This window comes from Xanthomonas sp. F10 (assembly GCF_014206815.1).
In the GTDB taxonomy this organism is placed as follows: domain Bacteria; phylum Pseudomonadota; class Gammaproteobacteria; order Xanthomonadales; family Xanthomonadaceae; genus Xanthomonas_A; species Xanthomonas_A indica.
Window position 1 is genome coordinate 204217 of sequence record NZ_JACHNP010000004.1, and the last position, 17447, is coordinate 221663.

Here is a 17447-nt window from a genome sequence, read left to right on the forward strand (position 1 = left end):
CGGGTGATCAGTGGGTTCGCCTGCGCCGGCGCATCGGCCGGGTAGGCCACCGGCCGCTGGCCTGCCTGACCAAATTCAGCGACCGGGCGGCGCCGCAGGCTGCGGTGCCGCCGGCGCCGCCGCCCCCGGCGGCACCCAGATCGCCATGCCGGCGGCGCGTTTCTGCGTGGTGGGGATGCCGATGCCCAGCCCGCCGCCGACGTGGCCGCCGTAGCTGCCCGCGCCGACCGACAGGCCGCCGCCGGAGCGCTGCGAGCCCACGCCCATCAGCACCACGCCGTTGGCGCCGAGCTTGGCCGCGTCGCGCTTGAGCCGGTCCACCGCTGCGTCGGTCTGGCCCTGGGTGCCGAAGCCGGCCGCACTGGAGGCCTCCAACTGGGCGATGTCGATCGCCCCGGGCGGCGGCGCGGAGTAGATCTGCACCAGCGCCGGATCGATCGGCGGGCGTGCCGCCCCGACCATCACCTTGGAGGAACTGGCGCAGCCGCTCAGGGCCAGCAGCAGCGCCAGCGGCAGCAACGGTCGGATCTTCATGGCCTTACCCCCGTATTCGGATCTCACGCGATCATAGGCGGGCCGGGTGAATCGCGCCGAACCCGCCGCCGTCACCCTGGCAGGGCGGGCGTGATCCCCATGCCAAGGGTCGGGGCGTCTGGCGGGGCAACACACCGCTGCGTCGTGCAGCGGCATGATCGTCAGTGCTCGTAGGGCACGTTCTCCGGACGCCGGCTCGGATCCGTCCAGTCGCCTTGTGTGACGGCGGCAGGACAGATGTCTTCGTACTGTTTCACGGCCACGATCGCGGTGGGCGTCCACGCGCCGCAGTGCGAACCGTGCTTGCAGCAGCGCACGGGACTTGGCCGCAAACAATACCCGGGGTCCGCTTGCCAGGAGCCGCTGATCGGGTCGACCGGGCTCCAGTTCTTGTCCACGCCCTTGCAGCCTTGGGTACAGAACACGAACGGGTCGTTGTCGCGGCATACGAGCTTCTTGTAGACGGGCTCGGCGACGGTGGGGAACGACAGTAGGCAGATGGCGAAACTCCATATCCAGCGCTTCATGGGCTGCTCCTAGATGGGGGACGGTCCAGGGTTCCCGTCCCGCATTAAGACGATCCAGTGCGTGCATCCCCTACCTGCGTTGCCTGGGCGCTCCGTTGGCGCCGTCAGCGTGGATCGCCCGCTATGTGGATCGTTCGCTATCGGTCGGGCGGACGCGCCGCGCCAGCCTCCGCAGTGCGCTATCGTGGAGGCTGACATTCGCACGGAGGCCGGCATGGGTCTGATCAGTCTGCTGTGGGGCATCGTGGCGTTGCTGTGGATGATCCTGGCCTTCATCCCGCTGCTCGGCTGGGGCAACTGGTTCCTGATCCCGTTCGCCGCGGTCGGTGCGCTGATCGCCGCGATCGGGCTGCTGTTCACCGCCGCGCCCAACCGCGGCCGCGCCAAGACCGGCCTGATGCTCAATGCGCTGGTGATCGTGGTCGGGGTGATCCGGCTGAGCCTGGGCGGCGGCGTGATCTGAGCCGCGGGCCGGCAACCAGCATGCTGTGTTGCACCATCCCATGCGGCGGGCCACTCCGGCGGGAGTAACATGCGCAGCCGACGGCGCCGCTCACGGGCCGCCTTGCGTTCACGCCGGTGCCGGCGGCGCGGCCTGCGGTGCCTTGGCGGCATCGGCCCGTACGACCGGCGCGGCCTCCCAGAATCCGCCCACCCAGGAGCCTGCACGTGGCCCATCCCCACTATCGCCCCCGGCGCATGCGCCGCGATGCCTTTTCGCGCCGCCTGATGCGCGAGCACACCCTCACCGTCGACGACCTGATCTGGCCGGTGTTCGTGCACGACGTGCCCGGGCGCACGCCAATCGCCTCCATGCCCGGCGTGGAGCGCCTGTCGATCGAGGAACTGCTGAAGGAGGCCGAGGTGGCCCTGGAACTGGGCATCCCGGTGATCGACCTGTTCCCGGTGATCGACCCGGCCGGCAAGTCGCTGGACGCGGCCGAGGCCTGGAACCCGGACGGCCTGGCGCAACGCGCGGTGCGCGCGCTGAAGACGCGCTTCCCCGAGCTTGGGGTGATGACCGACGTGGCGCTGGATCCTTACACCAGCCACGGCCAGGACGGCATCATCGACGACCGCGGCTACGTGCTCAACGACATCACCGTCCAGGCGCTGGTGCAGCAGTCGCTGTCGCACGCGCAGGCCGGCGTGGACATCGTCTCGCCGTCGGACATGATGGACGGGCGCATCGGCGCGATCCGCCGCGCGCTGGATGCCGACGAGCACCTGCACGTGCGCATCATGGCCTACTCGGCCAAGTATGCTTCGGCGTTCTACGGCCCGTTCCGCGAGGCCGTGGGCAGCGCCGGCAACCTCGGCAAGGCCGACAAGACCACCTACCAGATGGACCCGGCCAACGGCGACGAGGCCCTGCGCGAGATCGCCCTGGACCTGGAAGAGGGCGCGGACATGGTGATGGTCAAGCCCGGCATGCCCTACCTGGACGTGGTGCGGCGGGTGAAGGACGAGTTTCGCGTGCCCACCTTCGCCTACCAGGTCAGCGGCGAGTACGCGATGCTCAAGGCGGCGATCGGCAACGGCTGGCTGGACGAGCGCGCCTGCGTGCTGGAGTCGCTGATGGCGTTCAAGCGCGCCGGTGCCGACGGCGTGCTGACCTACTTCGCGCCGCAGGTGGCGCGCTGGTTGCGCGAGGCGCGCTGAGCCAGCGTCTGTCTGTCAGAGACACCTCCGTCGCGACGCTTTTCTCGGCAAACCCCTGTCGCGACTGAAGTCGCTCCTACACAGGCAGGAGCTTGCGATCCATCGACCCATCTATTTCGGCTCCTCGTAGGAGCGGCTTCAGCCGCGACCGGGCATTCCCATTACAGCCCGGTCGTGCCTGAAACCGCTTCTACGCGCACGTCGGCGTTGCCGATGGCAATGCCACCGGCAAACAGCTCAGTCCGCGCAGCGTCGCCTCCACCGCTGCGTCCAGCGGCGTATGCGGTTCTTCGCCAAGCAACTCCAGCAGCCGCGTATTGCGCATGCGCAGCGGCTGCCGCCACAGCGGCCGCATCTCGTGCAGTTCGCGCGCCAGCGGCCAGAACGGCACGGCCAGGGTCAGCAGCAGCCACGGGAAGCGGCGCGTGCGCGGCGGCGCCAGACCATGGCGTTGCGCGACCCGCGCGATCGCCGCGGCCATCTGCGTACCGTCGGCGTCCCAATGCCCGTCCATGTGCAGACGGGCGAAGTCCGGCAGACGCTCGCGCCGCTGCAGCAGCGCCAGCATGGTCCGCGCCACGTCCGGCACGTAGGCCCATTGGTGGCCCACGCCCGGATCGCCCGGCAGGGTCACCGTCGTGACCGGTCGTCCCGGCCGCACCAGCCCTTGCGCGAACCAGCTGTTGCCCACGCGCGGGCCGAAGAAATCGCCCGCGCGCACCACGATCGCCCGTGCGCCTCGCGTGGTCGCGGCCTGCAGGCGTCGCTCCAGTTCCACCCGGATCGCGCCCTTGCGGGTGATCGGCGCTTGCGGTGCGTCTTCGTGCGGCGCCGGATAGGCGTCCGGGCCATAGTTGTAGACCGTGCCCGGCAGGACCACGGTGGCGCGCTCGGCGATGGCGGCGGCGACGGTGTTGTCGATCATCGGCAGCACCAGTTCCGACCAGCGCCGGTAACCCGGTGGATTGACCGCATGCACGATCACTGCGCACCCCTGCGCCGCCTGCAGCACGTCCGCCCGTTGCAGTGCATCGCCGCGGCACCAATGGATGCCGTCGCGCTCCTCGCTGGCGTGGGCGAGGCCGCGCTGCAGGGCGCGCACCTGCCAGCCGGCGTCGCGCAACTGCCGCGCCAGTTCGCCGCCGATGCCGCCGCTGGCGCCCAGCACCAGGGCCGTGGAAGAAGAAGAGGACATGACAGCGCTCCGTTGGGGTCGGCGGTCAGTGTCGGTGCCGGTGCCGCTGAAGAAAATTGGCGAATAATGCGGACCGGCTATACATTTCTGTATGGACAACACGATCGGTTGGGAACTCTACCGGTCCTTCCTGGCGGTGCTGGAGGAAGGCTCGCTGTCGGCGGCGGCACGCGCGTTGGGCCTGACCCAGCCCACCGTCGGCCGTCACGTGGCGGCGCTGGAACAGGCGCTGGCGGTGCCGCTGTTCGTGCGTTCGCAGACCGGCCTGCTGCCGACCGATGCCGCACTGGCCTTGCGCGGGCATGCGCAGGCGATGGGCAGCCTGGCCGCGTCGCTGCAGCGCGCGGCGGGCCGCCACGGCGATGCGGTACGCGGCACGGTGCGCATCGCCGCCAGCGAAGTGATCGGTGCGGAGGTGTTGCCGCCGGCGCTGGCGGCCTTGCGCCGCGCGCATCCGCACCTGCGGCTGGAACTGGTGCTGAGCAACCGGGTGCAGGACCTGCTGCACCGCGAAGCGGACGTCGCGGTGCGTATGACCCGCCCCACCCAGGACGTGTTGGTCGCGCGCCACGTCGGCGCGGTGGCGGTGGCGCTGTTCGCGCACCAGGACTACGTGGACCGCCACGGGCTGCCGCAGACGCTGGAGGACCTGCCGCAGCATGCGCTGATCGGCTTCGATACGGAAACGCCGTTCCTGCGCGCGGCGCGCAGTGCGTTGCCGCCATGGCGGCGCGAGGCGTTCGCGTTGCGCGCCGACAGCGACCTGGCGCAACTGGCGCTATTGCGTGCCGGCTGCGGCATCGGCTTCTGCCAGGTCGCGCTGGCGCGACGGACGCCGGCGCTGGTGCCGGTGCTGCCGCAGCAGGTGCGCGTGGGCCTGGAAAGCTGGATCGTGATGCACCAGGACGTGCGTGGCAGCGCCGCCTGCAGCGCGGTGTTCGCGGCGCTGGTCGACGCGATGACCGCGCACACCGCCTGAGGTGTGCGCGCGTTGATCACGGCGGCCGGCACATCACGCTCGCCTCCGGCCGCCCCGACCCGGGCAGGGATGTCAGGACACTTTTACGAATCCCAAAATCCCGAATCCCCAATCCCCAATCCCCGCCTTACGGCAACGTCAGCGCGATCGGATTGGCCTTCATGCTGGCGCTGATCGCCGGGAACGGATCCACGCCGGACATGGTGATGACGTCGTTGATCGACACCACGTCGCAGTTGATGGTGCTGTCGTTGACGCACATGTAGGCGGCCGCGCCGTTGCCCGGCTCGTACACCGCCTTCCACACGTAGTTCGGGATCTGCACGTTGTCGGCGCCGATGCTGCTGCGCGTGCCGCTGTCGAAGGCCGGGCCGGTGACCACGTAGACCTCGCCGCGCTGCTTGGCCAGCTGGCGCACCTGCTCCTCGATCCGCGCCCACTCGCCGGTGTTGAGCTTGTGGTCCTGCGGGACCACGTTGGCCATCGAGAAGGTTTCCTTCTCCGAGTTGGTGGTCGAGGCATCGCCGGCCGGGGTCATGTGCCCGCGGTCGAAGCCGGAGTTGGTGTAGTCCGAGGTGTGCGAGCGGTCGGCGGCCGGGATGCCGGTCTCGTCGTGGAAGGAGCCGACGCGGCCGATCGATTCGGCGCCGGCGACCTGCTGGTCGGTGATGTGCTCGGCCGAGTACAGCGGGCCCTTGGTCACGCCCGAGGCCATCAGCACGTATTCGGTATGGCAGACCTCGGTGGTGCGGCTGGTGATCGACGCGTCGAGCGTCGGCGCCTTGCCGCCGGCGTAGAGCGTGGGGCAGCTGGTGGCGGCGCTGGCCGCCTGGGCGGCGAACAGCGCAAGCAGGGCAAGACAACCGCGCAGGGAGACGGACATTGCAGGAACCTCGGGGGTGGTCGATGGAGGTGAAGAAACTGGCCAGGTTCGATGTCCGCCGGGTGACCGCTGGATGTGCGGCAAATGGCAACCGCGCCGGCGGTCACGCTTGGCGGTAGACGCCGCGCCGCGCCGGATCAATCGCATGCGATAAGCGTTCTCATTTACAATGCGCGCCCGCCCTGTCCCCCGCGCGCGCCGTGATCAAGACGCTGTTGTTCCAGTTGCACTGGCTGCTCGGCATCAGCGCCGGGCTGGTGCTGTCGGTGATGGGGTTGAGCGGGGCCACGCTGGCCTTCGAGGACGAGATCGTGCGCCTGGCCAATCCGCCGCTGGCGGCCATCGCCGCGCGCCATGCCGCCGGCGAGCAGCCGCTGCCCTTGGCTGAACTGGCGCGGCGCCTGGACCTGGACGGCGCACACCGCAGCAACAGGCTGCTGATCGACCCGACTGGCACGCGGCCGTCCGCGGTACGCCTGCCCGGCCGCGACGGCGGCCGCCTGTACTTCGATCCCTACACCGGCGCGGTGCTGCCGGCGCCGCGCCTGGACGGGTTTTTCTCCTTCGTCGAAGACCTGCACCGGCGCCTGGCCGCCGGCGAGCGCGGCAAGGCGGTCACCGGCGTTTGCGCCTTCGTGCTGATCTTCTTCTGCCTGTCCGGGTTGTACCTGCGCTGGCCGCGGCGATGGTGGAGCTGGCGCGCCTGGTGGGCGGTGGAGTGGAACCGGCAGGGACGCAGCTTCCTGTGGAGCCTGCACTCGGTGATCGGCACCTGGTGCCTGCTGCTTTACCTGCTGATCGCCGCGACCGGGCTGTACTGGTCCTACGACTGGTACCGGCAGGGGCTGGTGGCGATGCTCGGCGGCGATGCCGCACCCAAGGACAAGGAGGGCGGCCGCGGCGGCAAGCCGCCGACGGTGGACTACGCACGGCTGCAGGCGGCCCTGGCGACCGTGCCCGCCGCACAGCGCGCCTACCTGGATCTGCGCCTGCCCGGCCGCAGCGGCCAGCCGATCGTGGCCCGCTACCTGCCGCCCGACCCGGCGCACGACCGCGCCTACGACAGCGTGGAGGTCGATCCGGCCAGCGGCCGCGTCCTGCGCCACCTGGAGTATCGCCAGCAACCGCTGGGCCGGCGCCTGCTGACCAGCATGTTCGCGCTGCACACCGGCAGCTTCTTCGGCCTGCCCGGGCGCGTGGTGATGCTGCTGGCGAGCCTGTGCATGTCGCTGTTCTTCGTCACCGGCTGGATGCTGTACCTGGACCGCCGTCGCAAGAAGCGCGCCTTGCGCGACGCGCGGCGTGCGCTGCCGGGGCTGGTCGGCGATGCCGCTGGCTCTTGGCTGGTGGGCTTCGCCAGCCAGAGCGGCCTGGGCGAGCGCCTGGCCTGGCAGACCGCCGCGCAACTGCAGGCCGCCGGCCTGGCGGTGGACGTGCGCTCGCTGGCGCAGCTGGACCTGGCGCACTTGCGCGGCACCCAGCGCGCGCTGTTCGTGATCAGCACCTTCGGCGATGGCGAACCGCCGGACGCGGCACGTGGTTTCGTCCGCCGCGTGCTGCGCCAGGCGCAGGCGCTGCCGGACTTGCGCTATGCGGTGCTCGGCCTGGGCGATCGCCAGTATCCGCAATTCTGTGGCTTCTCGCGGGAGGTGCAGCACTGGCTGGACGCGCAGGGCGCGCAGGCGCTGTTCCCGCCGTTGGAAGTGGACAACGCCGACCCGCAGGCGCTGGCGCAGTGGCAATGGCAACTGTCCGCGCTCACCGGGGTGGCGGCGTCGGCGCCGGTGTTGCAGGCACCGGAACCGCTGGACTGGCGCCTGGCTGGTCGCGTCCTGCTCAACCCCGGCAGCGCCGGCGCCCCGGTGTGGCGCATCGATCTGGCGCCGCCGCCGCAGGCGCACTGGCACGCCGGCGACATCCTGGAAGTGCAGCCCTGCCACGCCGCCGACACGGTCCGCGCCTGGCTCGCCGCGCAGGCGCTGGACGCCGAACAGGCGGTGCACGCCGATGGTGTGCGTCAGCCGCTGTGGCAGGCGCTGGCATCACGCGCGTTGACGCCGCCGGCGCCGGACGACGATCTCCAGGCCTGGGTGGATGCGCTGCCGAGCCTGCCGTTGCGCGAGTACTCGATCGCCTCGGTGCCGGCCGACGGCCTGCTGCAGCTGGTCGTGCGCCTGACCGTACGCGACGACGGCAGCCCCGGCGTGGGCGCCGGCTGGTTGTGCCAGCACGCGCCGGTGGGTGCCGTGCTGCGCGCGCAGGTGCGGGCCAACCCCGGGTTCCGCCGGCATGGCGATGCGCCCATGCTGCTGATCGGCAACGGCACCGGTATCGCCGGCCTGCGCAGCCTACTGCGCGAGGCCGAGCAGGCCGGCGTGCAGGGGCACTGGCTGCTGTTCGGCGAACGCAACGCCGCGCACGACGCGCTGTTCGGCGACGAATTGCGGGCCTGGCAGGCCGCGGGCCATCTGCAGCGCCTGGATCTGCTGTTCTCGCGCGACCAGGCGCACAAGCGCTACGTGCAGGACGGGCTGCGCGAGGCCGCCGACACGCTGCGCGACTGGGTGGCGCGTGGTGCCACCGTGTATGTGTGCGGCAGCCTGCAGGGCATGGCGCGAGGCGTGGATACTGCGTTGCGCGAGATCCTTGGCGAGGACGCGCTGGATGCGCTCAGCGCCGAGGGGCGCTACCGACGCGATGTGTATTGAGATGATGCGCCGATAGCGGCGTAATCGGTGTCCGCTGCGTGCTTGCGTCGACTGCTGCTGCACATCATGTGCCGGCTGGAGATGCGAGTGGCGCGACTTCAGGGCGTCTCTTATCGTCTGCGCCGGTCATGGATCACCCGGATACGCCGTGCCTCGTAGGAGCGGCTTCAGCCGCGACCGGCACCCGGGAATGCACGTCGCGGCTGTTTCTGCAAAAAAGGGCGAAATGTGCTCCTGCAAGACCACGGCGTGTCTCGCTGACTGCGGTAGAGCGCGTTGTTGGAGGAGGGCTTCGGTTGCGGCAAGCGCAGAGGGGATGCGCCCAAGTGCCACGCGTCGGGACTGAAGTCCCTCCCACACCGGCCTTTTCTTACGCCGCTTGCCCGACGGCATGGCAGCAGCCCGGGCATCCCGGAAACGCCCGGGTGTGGTTGCCGGAAGGGGGCGGCCGCCGCCGCCGTACTCCTTCGGCGAACCTGCGCGACTGCGCTCGACCAATTGCAACCGTGCGTCGCGTCGCCGCGCAACCCGCTTAGATGCAGTCGCCGCTGCCGGTCGCCGCTGGCGCCTTGATCCGGTACAGGTCGCGCTTGCCGGCCTTCGGCGCGCGGGCGCTGCCGGACAACAGCAGTTCGCCCGGCTTGGACGCATCCACTACGGCGCCGGCGGTGTGGCCATCGCTGCCGTTGAACGACAGCGCCAGCGGCTGCGGGTCCGCGTAGCGGCCGCCGGCGCATTGCGCCAGCAGCACCTGGCTGCTCGCGCTGCCGTGGGCACGGGCGAACAGCAGCGCGCGGCCGTCGCCCAGCCAGGCCGCATCGGTTTCGTCGTCGGCGCTGTTGACCCCGGCCAGCGCCTGCGGGCGTACGAACCCCTGACCTTCCAGACGCGCCACGAACAGGTCCAGGCCGCCGGCGCCGCCGTGGCCGTCGCTGGCGAACAGCAGTCGCGTGCCGTCCAGCGACAGGGCCGGCGCACGTTCGTTGCCCGCCGAATTCACCGCCGCGCCCAGGTTCTGCGGTGCGCCGTAGCCGCCGCCGGCCAGCACCGGCGCACGGTACAGGTCGCTGCCGCCGTGGCCGCCGGGACGATCGGAGGCGAAGTACAGCCAGCGGCCGTCGGCGCTGAAGAACGGGTCGCTGTCCAGGTTCGGCGAGTTCACTGGCGCCGGCAGCGGTTGCGGGTCGCGCCAGCGGCCGTCGCGCAGCACCGCCTGCCACAGGTCGCCGCCGCCGGGCCCGCCGGCGCGGTCGGGACTGGCCCAGACGATGCGCTGGCCGTCGGGCGACACGCTCGCGCGGGTCTCGTCGGCGGCGGTCGACACCACGCCCATGCCCTCGATGCCGAATTCGGAAAGCGCGAACGCACACGGCGCGCAGAGTAAACTCGCGGCCAGCGCGAGCGGCAGGGCAGGGGTCCGCATGAGGGATTCCATGGAATGTCGCCGCCAGTCTAAAACAACCAACGAGCGCTCCATGCCCAACTCCCGTTTTGCCGTGTTCGGCCACCCCGTCGCCCATTCGCTGTCGCCGCGCATCCACGCCGCCTTCGCCAAACAGACCGGCATCGCCCTGCAGTACGAGGCGATCGACGTCCAGGCCGACGGGTTCGCCGCGGCGCTGGCCGCCTTCGCCGCGGCCGGTGGCGTCGGCGCCAACGTGACCCTGCCGCTGAAGGAAGCCGCGTTCGCGCTCAGCCTGGTGCACAGCGCACGCGCGCAGTCGGCCGGTGCGGTCAACACGCTCAGCTACCGCGATGGCCAGTGGCACGGCGACAACACCGATGGCGCCGGCCTGGTGCGTGACCTGACCGGCCGCAACGGCCTGGACCTGCGCGGTCGCCGCGCGTTGCTGCTGGGCGCCGGCGGCGCCGCGCGCGGCGTGGCGCCGGCGCTGCTGGAGGCCGGCGTGCAGCAACTGGTGGTGGTCAACCGCGCGCCGGAACGCGCCGACGCGCTGGTCGATGCGCTGGGCGAGCCGGCGCGCGCGATCTCGCGCTATTGGGAAGACCTGCGCGAGCTGGGCGATTTCGAACTGATCGTCAACGCCACCACCATCGGCCGCGATCCGGCCGCCAGCTTCACCCTGCCGCTGTCGCTGATCAACAGCATGACCCTGGCGGTGGACCTGAACTACGGCGAGGTCGCGATCGCGTTCCTGGCTTGGGCGCGCGCGGCGCGGTGCCGCGACACGGTGGACGGCCTGGGCATGCTGGTGGAACAGGCCGCAGAGAGCTTCGAGACCTGGCATGGCGTGCGTCCGGACACCGATCCGGTGTATGCCGCGCTGCGCGAGCGCGATGCAGTGCTGGTCAGCGCAGACTGAAAGACGTCGCCTCCGCCATCTATCCGGGAGTAAACGCATGGACGAATCGTTGATGCTGCAAGTGCTGACGCGACTGCTTACGCAGTTGCCGCTCTTGCTGGTCTATGTGGTCGGTCTGGCGCTGCTGTTCACGCGCCGTCCTGGCCGTGCGCGCACCTTGGGCATCTGCGGGCTGGCGATCCTGCTGCTGGCCTTGGTCCTGGGGACGGCGATGTCGTTCGTGCCGATGTGGCTGGTTTCCCAAGGCCATAGCTACTCGTCGGTCTCAAGCATGCTTGGCATCGTCAGCTTCGTCGCCGCGCTGATATTCGCGGCGGGCATGCTGCTGGTGGTGCTGGCGCTGCGCTTCGCCCTGCCGCCGCGCGTGGCGGCGCCGCACTGACCGACGCCGACGGGCCTGGTCCATGGAGGGCGCCATGCTGGCGATGGGGCTGTACCCGGTGCTGGACGTGAGCGCGCTGACCGGCGCGCTCGGCCTGCTGGCGCGTCTGCTGCTGCCGCTGATCGCCCTGCTGCTGCTCCCGCGGCTGGCGCCGGGCCGCGCGCGCACCCGGGCGCGGCTCGGGCTGACGGTGTTGCTGGTGGGCGCGATCCTGCCGCGGCTGTTGGACGCGGTGCTGGCATGGGCGGCCTTGATCGACGATCAGTTCCGCGCCATGCATCCGGGCGTCTATGCGCTGGTGCATCTGCTGGACGATGCGCTGTACGTGGTCGGCCTGGGGTTGCTGCTGCGCGCGCTGTGGCTGGCGCTGCCGCGCAAGGGCGCGCCGCCGCCGTAGGGCGGCATGGCGCGCCGTTCAGTTCCCGCGTTTCAGTCCTTGCGACGGGACGTGAGAAAATGTCGGGATGACCGAGTCCCCTTCGCCGTCGACGCCGCCCGCGTCCGGCCCGTCCCCGCGTCAGCTCACCGAACCGGTCAAGCTGGCCATCCGCGATGCCTACGCCAAGCTGCAGGCCAATACGCCGGGCTTCCGCGTGCGCCGCGCGCAGAGCCAGATGATCGGCGTGGTCTCGCGCGCGCTGGGCACGTCCGGCGGCGTGGGCGTGGCCGAAGCGCCCACCGGCGTCGGCAAGAGCCTGGGCTATCTGACCGCCGGCGTGCCGATCGCGCTGGCCAGCAAGAAGAAGCTGGTGATCAGCACCGGCACGGTGGCGTTGCAGTCGCAGCTGGTCGAGCGCGACATCCCGGCCTTCCTCAAGGCGACCGGGCTGGAGGCCACGGTGGCCCTGGCCAAGGGCCGCACCCGTTACCTGTGCACGCGCAACGTGGCCGAGCTGCATGGCGAAGCCGCGCAGGACAGCATGTTCGAGGACGAGGCGCCGTTGTACGACCGCCCGCTGAGCCCGGCCGAGGCCGAACAGGCGCGGGCGCTGGCCAAGGCCTACGCCGACAGGACCTGGAACGGCGACCTGGACGCCGCGCCGGAGCCGGTGCCGCCGTCGCTGCGCGCGCGCATCACCACCAATGCCGCCGGCTGCGCCGGGCGGCGCTGTTCGTTCGCGGTGCAGTGCCCGGTGCTGAAGGCGCGCAGCGAGGTGCGCGATGCGCAGATCGTGGTCACCAACCACGCCCTGCTGCTGTCGGCGCTGTCGCTGGGCGACAGCGACAACGGCCAGCCGCTGATCGCGCCCCCGTCGGACATGCTGCTGGTGCTCGACGAGGGCCACCACATCGCCGGCGTCGCCATCGACCAGGGCGCAGCCAATCTGCCGCTGGACGAGATGGCGCGGCGCACCGGCCGCCTGCAGGCGCTGGTCGGCGCCGCCTACCGGCTTGCCGACAAGGACCGCATCGGCAACCAGTTGCCCAACGAGGCGGTCGAACTGGCCGCGCAGGTGGCCAAGGGGCTGAAGGCGTTCCGCGCCGAGATCGAACGGGTGTGGGTGCCGGAGCCGGGCCAGGACGAACCGATGTGGCGCGCGCCCAACGGTCGTCTACCCGAGGACTGGAAGCCGCTGATCGATGCGCAGGCGCAGGACACCGGCGCGCTGCTGAACTGGGTGCAGGCCGCGCACCAGATGGCGGCCAAGTCCAAGCAGGAGGATGCGGCCAAGGAACGCCTGCAGCGCAACCTGGGCATGGCCCTGGAGATGGTCGAGCAGCAGTACGCGCTGTGGCTGGGCTGGCGCCGCGAGGACCAGGACGGGCAGCCGCCGATGGCGCGCTGGATCACCGCCTCGCGCGATGCCGATCTGATCTGCCATTGCTCGCCGGTGTCGGCCGCGCAGGTGCTGCGCTCGCTGCTGTGGAGCGAGGTGGACGCGGCGGTGCTGACCTCGGCCACGCTCACCGGCGGCGGCGATTTCCAGGCGCTGGCGATCGACAACGGCCTGCCCGCGCACGCCGAGATGGTGTCGCTGTCCTCGCCGTTCGACCTGCCCAACCAGGCCGAACTGATCGTGCCGGCGTTCCCGGTGGCGCCGGACGACCGCGAGGGCCACCCGCGCGAAGTGGCGCGCTACCTGGTGCGCGAGCTGGACTGGGGCAAGGGCTCGATCGTGCTGTTCACCTCGCGCTGGAAGATGCTCAAGGTGGCCGACCTGTTGCCGATCGCGCAGCGCAACCGCGTGCTGGTGCAGGGCGACGGCTCCAAGTCGCAGATGATCGGCGAGCACATGCGCCGCATCGCCGCCGGCGAAGGCTCGGTGCTGTTCGGCCTCAATTCCTTCGGCGAAGGCCTGGACCTGCCGGGCGAGGCCTGCACCACGGTAGTCATCACCCAGGTGCCGTTCGCGGTGCCGACCGATCCGCAGACCGCCACGCTCGGCGAATGGTTCGAGAGCCGCGGCCTCAACGCCTTCAACCTGATCGCGGTGCCGCACGCGCTGCGCACCCTGACCCAGTTCGCCGGCCGCCTGATCCGCACCGCCGACGACCACGGCCGCGTGATCATTCTCGATTCGCGGCTGCTGACCAAGCGCTATGGCAAGCGCATCATCGATGCGTTGCCGCCGTTCAAGCGGGTGATCGGCTAGCGAATGCGCGTGCGACGCCGCTGATGCCGACGTGGTCGGTCGCTGCTCTGCGCGACGGGCCGCGGGCAGCGTCGTAGCAGCGTGAAATTGTCTACCGTGCCGTCCATGGATGCGTCGATGCGCGCTTGACGGCCCTGATCCCAAAAAGCGATAAACATTCACGCGCTAGGAAAGCACACAGCGCCGCTCAGGGGATGGCGATGGCGGACGGATTCTTCAGGGAAGAAGTGTTTCGAGCGCGCCGCGAGGGCTGGCTCGGCGCCGTGCGCCTGGACGCGCCACGCTTCGGTTGGGCTTACTTCTGGGTCAGCATCGCACTACTCGTCTTTGTTCTGACGCTGCTGTGCATTGGCAGCTATACGCGGCGAGAAGCGGTCAGTGGCACGTTGGTGCCCGATCGCGGGCTGCTGACCATGACGCCTTCGGCCTCTGGGCGGGTCGTGCGTACGTTCGCCAAGGAAGGCGCGAAAGTCCGTGCGGGACAACCGCTGATCGAGATTTCCGGCGAACAGGACAGCGCCTCGCTCGGCGATACGCAGGCATCGGTGATCGCGCAATTGCGCCTCAAGCGCGAGCGTTTGCGTTCGGACATCGAGGAACAGCGCAGCCTGTCGCAGGCGCAGGATCGCGACTTGCGTACGCGAATCGAACTGCTGAAACGTCAGATTGCCAGTACCGAAGAACAGATCGGTCTGCAGCGGCAACGTGCCGATAGCGCCATGCGCCTGTACGAGCAATGGTCCAGTCCCGGCAACCGTGGGGTATTGACCAAGGTGCAGTTGCTGCAGCAGCAGGATGTGGCGATACAGAATCAGGCGCAGCTCAAGGATCTGCAGAAGCATTCGCTGGAACTGCGGCAGCAGCAATCGCAATTGCGGACACAGCTGGAGCAGCTTCCGGCAACGCTGATCGGAAAGAACAACGAGATCGACCGGCAACTGGCGGACGTGGCACAGTCGATTTCCGAGAGCGAGGCCCGCCGCGCGGTGATCCTGCGCGCGCCATCGGATGGGATCGTTGGCAATCTGCTGGTGTATCCGGGGCAGCCGGTCGCTGCACAGCAGCCGTTGATGACGCTGTTGCCGCAGGAGACGCGTCTGCGCGCCGAGCTCTGGGTGTCTTCGCGTGCAGTCGGGTTCGTCAGCCCAGGCGATCGGGTGGTGTTGCGCTATCAGGCATTTCCGTATCAAAAGTTCGGACGGCACGCCGGCCGCGTCGCGGAAATTTCGCGCAGTGCGATGAGTTCGGGCGATCTGACCCGGTTGCTGGGCCAGGACATCAAGGAGCAGCGCTACCGGGTGGTCGTCGAACTGGGTAGCCAGAATGTCGTGGCGTACGGACGCAAGGAGCCACTGCGCCCCGGGATGGCGCTGGATGCGGACATTCTGCTGGAACGCAGACACCTGATCGAATGGATGTTCGAGCCGGTCTACGAACTGGCCGCCGGGATGCGCGATGCCCCGTCTGACGAGCGTGGGTCATGAGCGGGTCCTGGTCGCCCTGGAGGTCGCCGTTTGCGACGCGGATCGTGCCGGTCATGCAGACCGAGGCGGCGGAGTGCGGCCTGGCCTGCCTGGCGATGGTCGCGGGATTCCACGGGCAGAACGTCGACCTGCCCAGCCTGCGTCGGCGCTTCAGCATCTCGTTGCAGGGCGCACGTCTTGAGCGTCTGATGCAAATCGCGCGCACCATCGGTTTCGAGGTCAGGCCGATGCGCGCTGAGCTCGACTACCTGGCCGCTGTTGGCGGCCCCTGCATCCTGCACTGGGATCTAAGCCACTTCGTGGTCCTTGAGCGCGTCACGCGAGGGGTCGCGCTGATCCACGACCCTGCGCGCGGCGTGCTGCGGCTGCCGCTGGCAGAGGTCGGCAAGCATTTCACCGGCGTGTTGCTGGAACTGGTGCCGAGTCCGAGCTTCGAGAAGGTGGCGGCGCCGCAGCCGGTGTCCTTGCGGATGCTGACCGGGAGGGTCGTCGGGCTGCGTCGCGCGCTGGTGCAGGTCTTTGCGCTGGCGCTGGCGATCGAGATGTTGGTGCTGCTGATGCCATTCCAGATGCAGTGGCTGATCGACCACGTCCTGGTCTCCGCAGACATGCCACTGCTGAAGATCCTGGCGATCGGATTCCTCCTCGCGGTACTCGCACAGACGGCGCTGAGTCTGGCGCGCAGCTGGGTGGTCAGCTGGCTGGGCGCCTCGCTCAACAGCCAGTGGATCAACAACCTGTTTGGCCACCTGATGCGATTGCCGCTGGACTATTTCGAAAAGCGGCATATGGGCGATGTGCTGTCCCGGTTCGGATCGCTGAAGTCGATCCAGACGACGCTGACCGGCAGTTTCGTCGAAGCAGTCCTCAACGGCATGACCGGCGTACTGGCGCTGGTGGTGCTGTTTTTCTACAGCGCCAAGCTCGCCGGTTTGGTGTTGACGGCATTCGTCTGCTACTTGCTGCTGCGCGTGGCGATGTACCGCGTGCAGTTCCGGATCACCCGCGATCAATTGTTTCATTCGGCGCGGCAGCAGAGCGAGTTGATGGAGTCGGTCCGCGGCATCCAGGCGATCAAGCTGGCCAACAAGCAGGGCCTGCGTCAGAGCCGGCTGTTCGCGGCGACCGTCCAGGCCGCCAGTCTGGATATGCAGGCGCAGCGCATTGGCCTGGCGTTCACCGCATTGAATGGCGGCGTCTTCGGGCTCCAGCGCGTGCTGCTGATCAGCATCGGTGGCTACATGGCACTGCATGATGCGTTGTCGGCGGGCATGCTGGTGGCGTTTCTCAGCTATGCGGATCTGTTCACCAGCCGGGCAGGAAGCCTGGTCGACAAGTGCGTCGAGTTTCGTATGCTGCGATTGCATGCCGAGCGTATCGCCGACATCGCCATGAGTGATCCCGAACCGCATGCGCTGGGACACTACAGTGGGCCCGAACTGGCGCCGGAGATTGAGCTCAAGGGCGTGAGCTTCCGCTACTCCGACGATGATCCTTGGGTCCTGCGCCACTTTGATCTGAAGATTCGCGCAGGCGAATCGGTGGCCATCGTCGGACCGAGCGGTTGCGGCAAATCCACCCTGGCCAAACTCCTGTTGGGCTTGCTCGCGCCAACCGAAGGGCATATCGAGGTGGGCGGTGTGGAAATCCGACGGCTGGGGTTGGAGACCTATCGCGGCATGGTCGGTGCGGTGATGCAGGACGACCAGCTTTTCGCCGGCTCGTTGGCCGACAACATCGCGTTCTTCGATCCTGACGCCAGCCTGCAGCGCGTTGTGGCCGCCGCCAAGCTGGCGGCCATCCACGACGACATCGTGCGGATGCCGATGGGCTACGAATCGTTGGTTGGCGACATGGGGTCGATCCTGTCGGGCGGGCAGCGGCAGAGAGTGATTCTGGCGCGTGCCCTGTACCGGCAGCCCAAGATCCTGGTGCTGGATGAGGCAACCAGCCATCTGGATCGGCAGCGCGACGAGATGGTCAATGCGCACATCAAGGCGCTGAGCATGACGCGCGTCCTGATCGCGCATCGAGAAGACACCATCGCCTCGGCCGACCGCAAGGTCGTGCTGGGGGCGGAGCGGAATCAAGGCGTGCGTCATGGCGCCGAAAGACTTGACGCGTCGCGAAGCGTCGAGAAGCTCGCCGGCATCGTCGCCGGCGAATAACCATGCT

At 69.3% G+C, this 17447-nt stretch carries 15 protein-coding genes; 10 read left to right on the forward strand and 5 right to left on the reverse strand.

Going from position 1 to position 17447, the window contains the following annotated elements:
- Window positions 1-75: 75 nt before the first annotated feature.
- The gene (locus FHR56_RS19835; RefSeq protein ID WP_160946789.1) at window positions 76-534 is read right to left on the reverse strand and encodes a hypothetical protein; all 459 of its coding nucleotides are present in this window, start codon (window positions 532-534) and stop codon (window positions 76-78) included.
- Window positions 535-695: 161 nt separating this feature from the next.
- Window positions 696-1061 (reverse strand): hypothetical protein, encoded by a 366-nt coding sequence (locus FHR56_RS19840; protein ID WP_160946788.1) that lies wholly within the window; start codon window positions 1059-1061, stop codon window positions 696-698.
- Between the two features lie 214 nt (window positions 1062-1275).
- Here FHR56_RS19840 and FHR56_RS19845 point away from each other — a divergent pair, with 214 nt between their 5' ends.
- Both FHR56_RS19845 and hemB read left to right on the forward strand, forming a co-directional pair.
- Window positions 1276-1524, forward strand: coding sequence for a hypothetical protein (locus FHR56_RS19845; protein WP_010340624.1), 249 nt, complete (start codon window positions 1276-1278; stop codon window positions 1522-1524).
- 206 nt (window positions 1525-1730) lie between these two features.
- Entirely contained in the window at window positions 1731-2723 is a 993-nt protein-coding gene (gene hemB / locus FHR56_RS19850; RefSeq protein ID WP_160946787.1) for a porphobilinogen synthase, read from the forward strand.
- Window positions 2724-2913: 190 nt separating this feature from the next.
- Here the strand turns inward: hemB and FHR56_RS19855 are convergent, their stop codons facing one another.
- On the reverse strand, window positions 2914-3918 hold the full coding sequence (locus tag FHR56_RS19855) for an SDR family oxidoreductase (RefSeq protein ID WP_184502841.1): 1005 nt from the start codon (window positions 3916-3918) through the stop codon (window positions 2914-2916).
- A 91-nt stretch (window positions 3919-4009) separates the two neighbouring features.
- On the opposite strand from FHR56_RS19855, the gene FHR56_RS19860 reads away from it, so the two are divergent.
- Window positions 4010-4897 carry a LysR family transcriptional regulator gene (locus FHR56_RS19860; protein ID WP_160946786.1) on the forward strand — a complete coding sequence of 296 codons (888 nt, stop codon included), beginning with the start codon at window positions 4010-4012 and terminating at the stop codon, window positions 4895-4897.
- A gap of 127 nt (window positions 4898-5024) precedes the next feature.
- Here the strand turns inward: FHR56_RS19860 and FHR56_RS19865 are convergent, their stop codons facing one another.
- Complete coding sequence (locus tag FHR56_RS19865; protein ID WP_160946785.1) at window positions 5025-5780, reverse strand: DNA/RNA non-specific endonuclease; 756 nt, start codon at window positions 5778-5780, stop codon at window positions 5025-5027.
- A 200-nt stretch (window positions 5781-5980) separates the two neighbouring features.
- Between FHR56_RS19865 and FHR56_RS19870 the strand changes: the two genes are divergently transcribed.
- Window positions 5981-8488, forward strand: coding sequence for a sulfite reductase flavoprotein subunit alpha (locus tag FHR56_RS19870; protein ID WP_160946784.1), 2508 nt, complete (start codon window positions 5981-5983; stop codon window positions 8486-8488).
- A 532-nt stretch (window positions 8489-9020) separates the two neighbouring features.
- On the opposite strand, the gene FHR56_RS19875 is transcribed toward FHR56_RS19870, so the two are convergent.
- Entirely contained in the window at window positions 9021-9911 is an 891-nt protein-coding gene (locus tag FHR56_RS19875) for a PD40 domain-containing protein (RefSeq protein WP_160946783.1), read from the reverse strand.
- A 52-nt stretch (window positions 9912-9963) separates the two neighbouring features.
- Here FHR56_RS19875 and aroE point away from each other — a divergent pair, with 52 nt between their 5' ends.
- The 6 genes from aroE (at window position 9964) to FHR56_RS19905 (ending at window position 17440) form a co-directional block, all read left to right on the forward strand.
- Entirely contained in the window at window positions 9964-10812 is an 849-nt protein-coding gene (aroE, locus tag FHR56_RS19880; RefSeq protein ID WP_160946782.1) for a shikimate dehydrogenase, read from the forward strand.
- 37 nt (window positions 10813-10849) lie between these two features.
- A complete protein-coding gene (locus FHR56_RS19885) occupies window positions 10850-11194 on the forward strand; it encodes a hypothetical protein (protein WP_160946781.1) in 345 nt (114 codons plus the stop codon).
- Window positions 11195-11228: 34 nt separating this feature from the next.
- Complete coding sequence (locus tag FHR56_RS19890) at window positions 11229-11591, forward strand: hypothetical protein (RefSeq protein ID WP_160946780.1); 363 nt, start codon at window positions 11229-11231, stop codon at window positions 11589-11591.
- A gap of 67 nt (window positions 11592-11658) precedes the next feature.
- Window positions 11659-13788 (forward strand): ATP-dependent DNA helicase DinG, encoded by a 2130-nt coding sequence (gene dinG / locus FHR56_RS19895; RefSeq protein WP_160946779.1) that lies wholly within the window; start codon window positions 11659-11661, stop codon window positions 13786-13788.
- 125 nt (window positions 13789-13913) lie between these two features.
- On the forward strand, window positions 13914-15272 hold the full coding sequence (locus FHR56_RS19900) for an HlyD family efflux transporter periplasmic adaptor subunit (protein ID WP_276568324.1): 1359 nt from the start codon (window positions 13914-13916) through the stop codon (window positions 15270-15272).
- Window positions 15269-17440: a peptidase domain-containing ABC transporter gene (locus tag FHR56_RS19905; protein WP_160946778.1), complete on the forward strand. Its 2172-nt coding sequence runs from the start codon at window positions 15269-15271 to the stop codon at window positions 17438-17440. Before FHR56_RS19900 ends, FHR56_RS19905 begins: the two co-directional genes overlap by 4 nt.
- The last annotated feature ends 7 nt before the right edge of the window (window positions 17441-17447 follow it).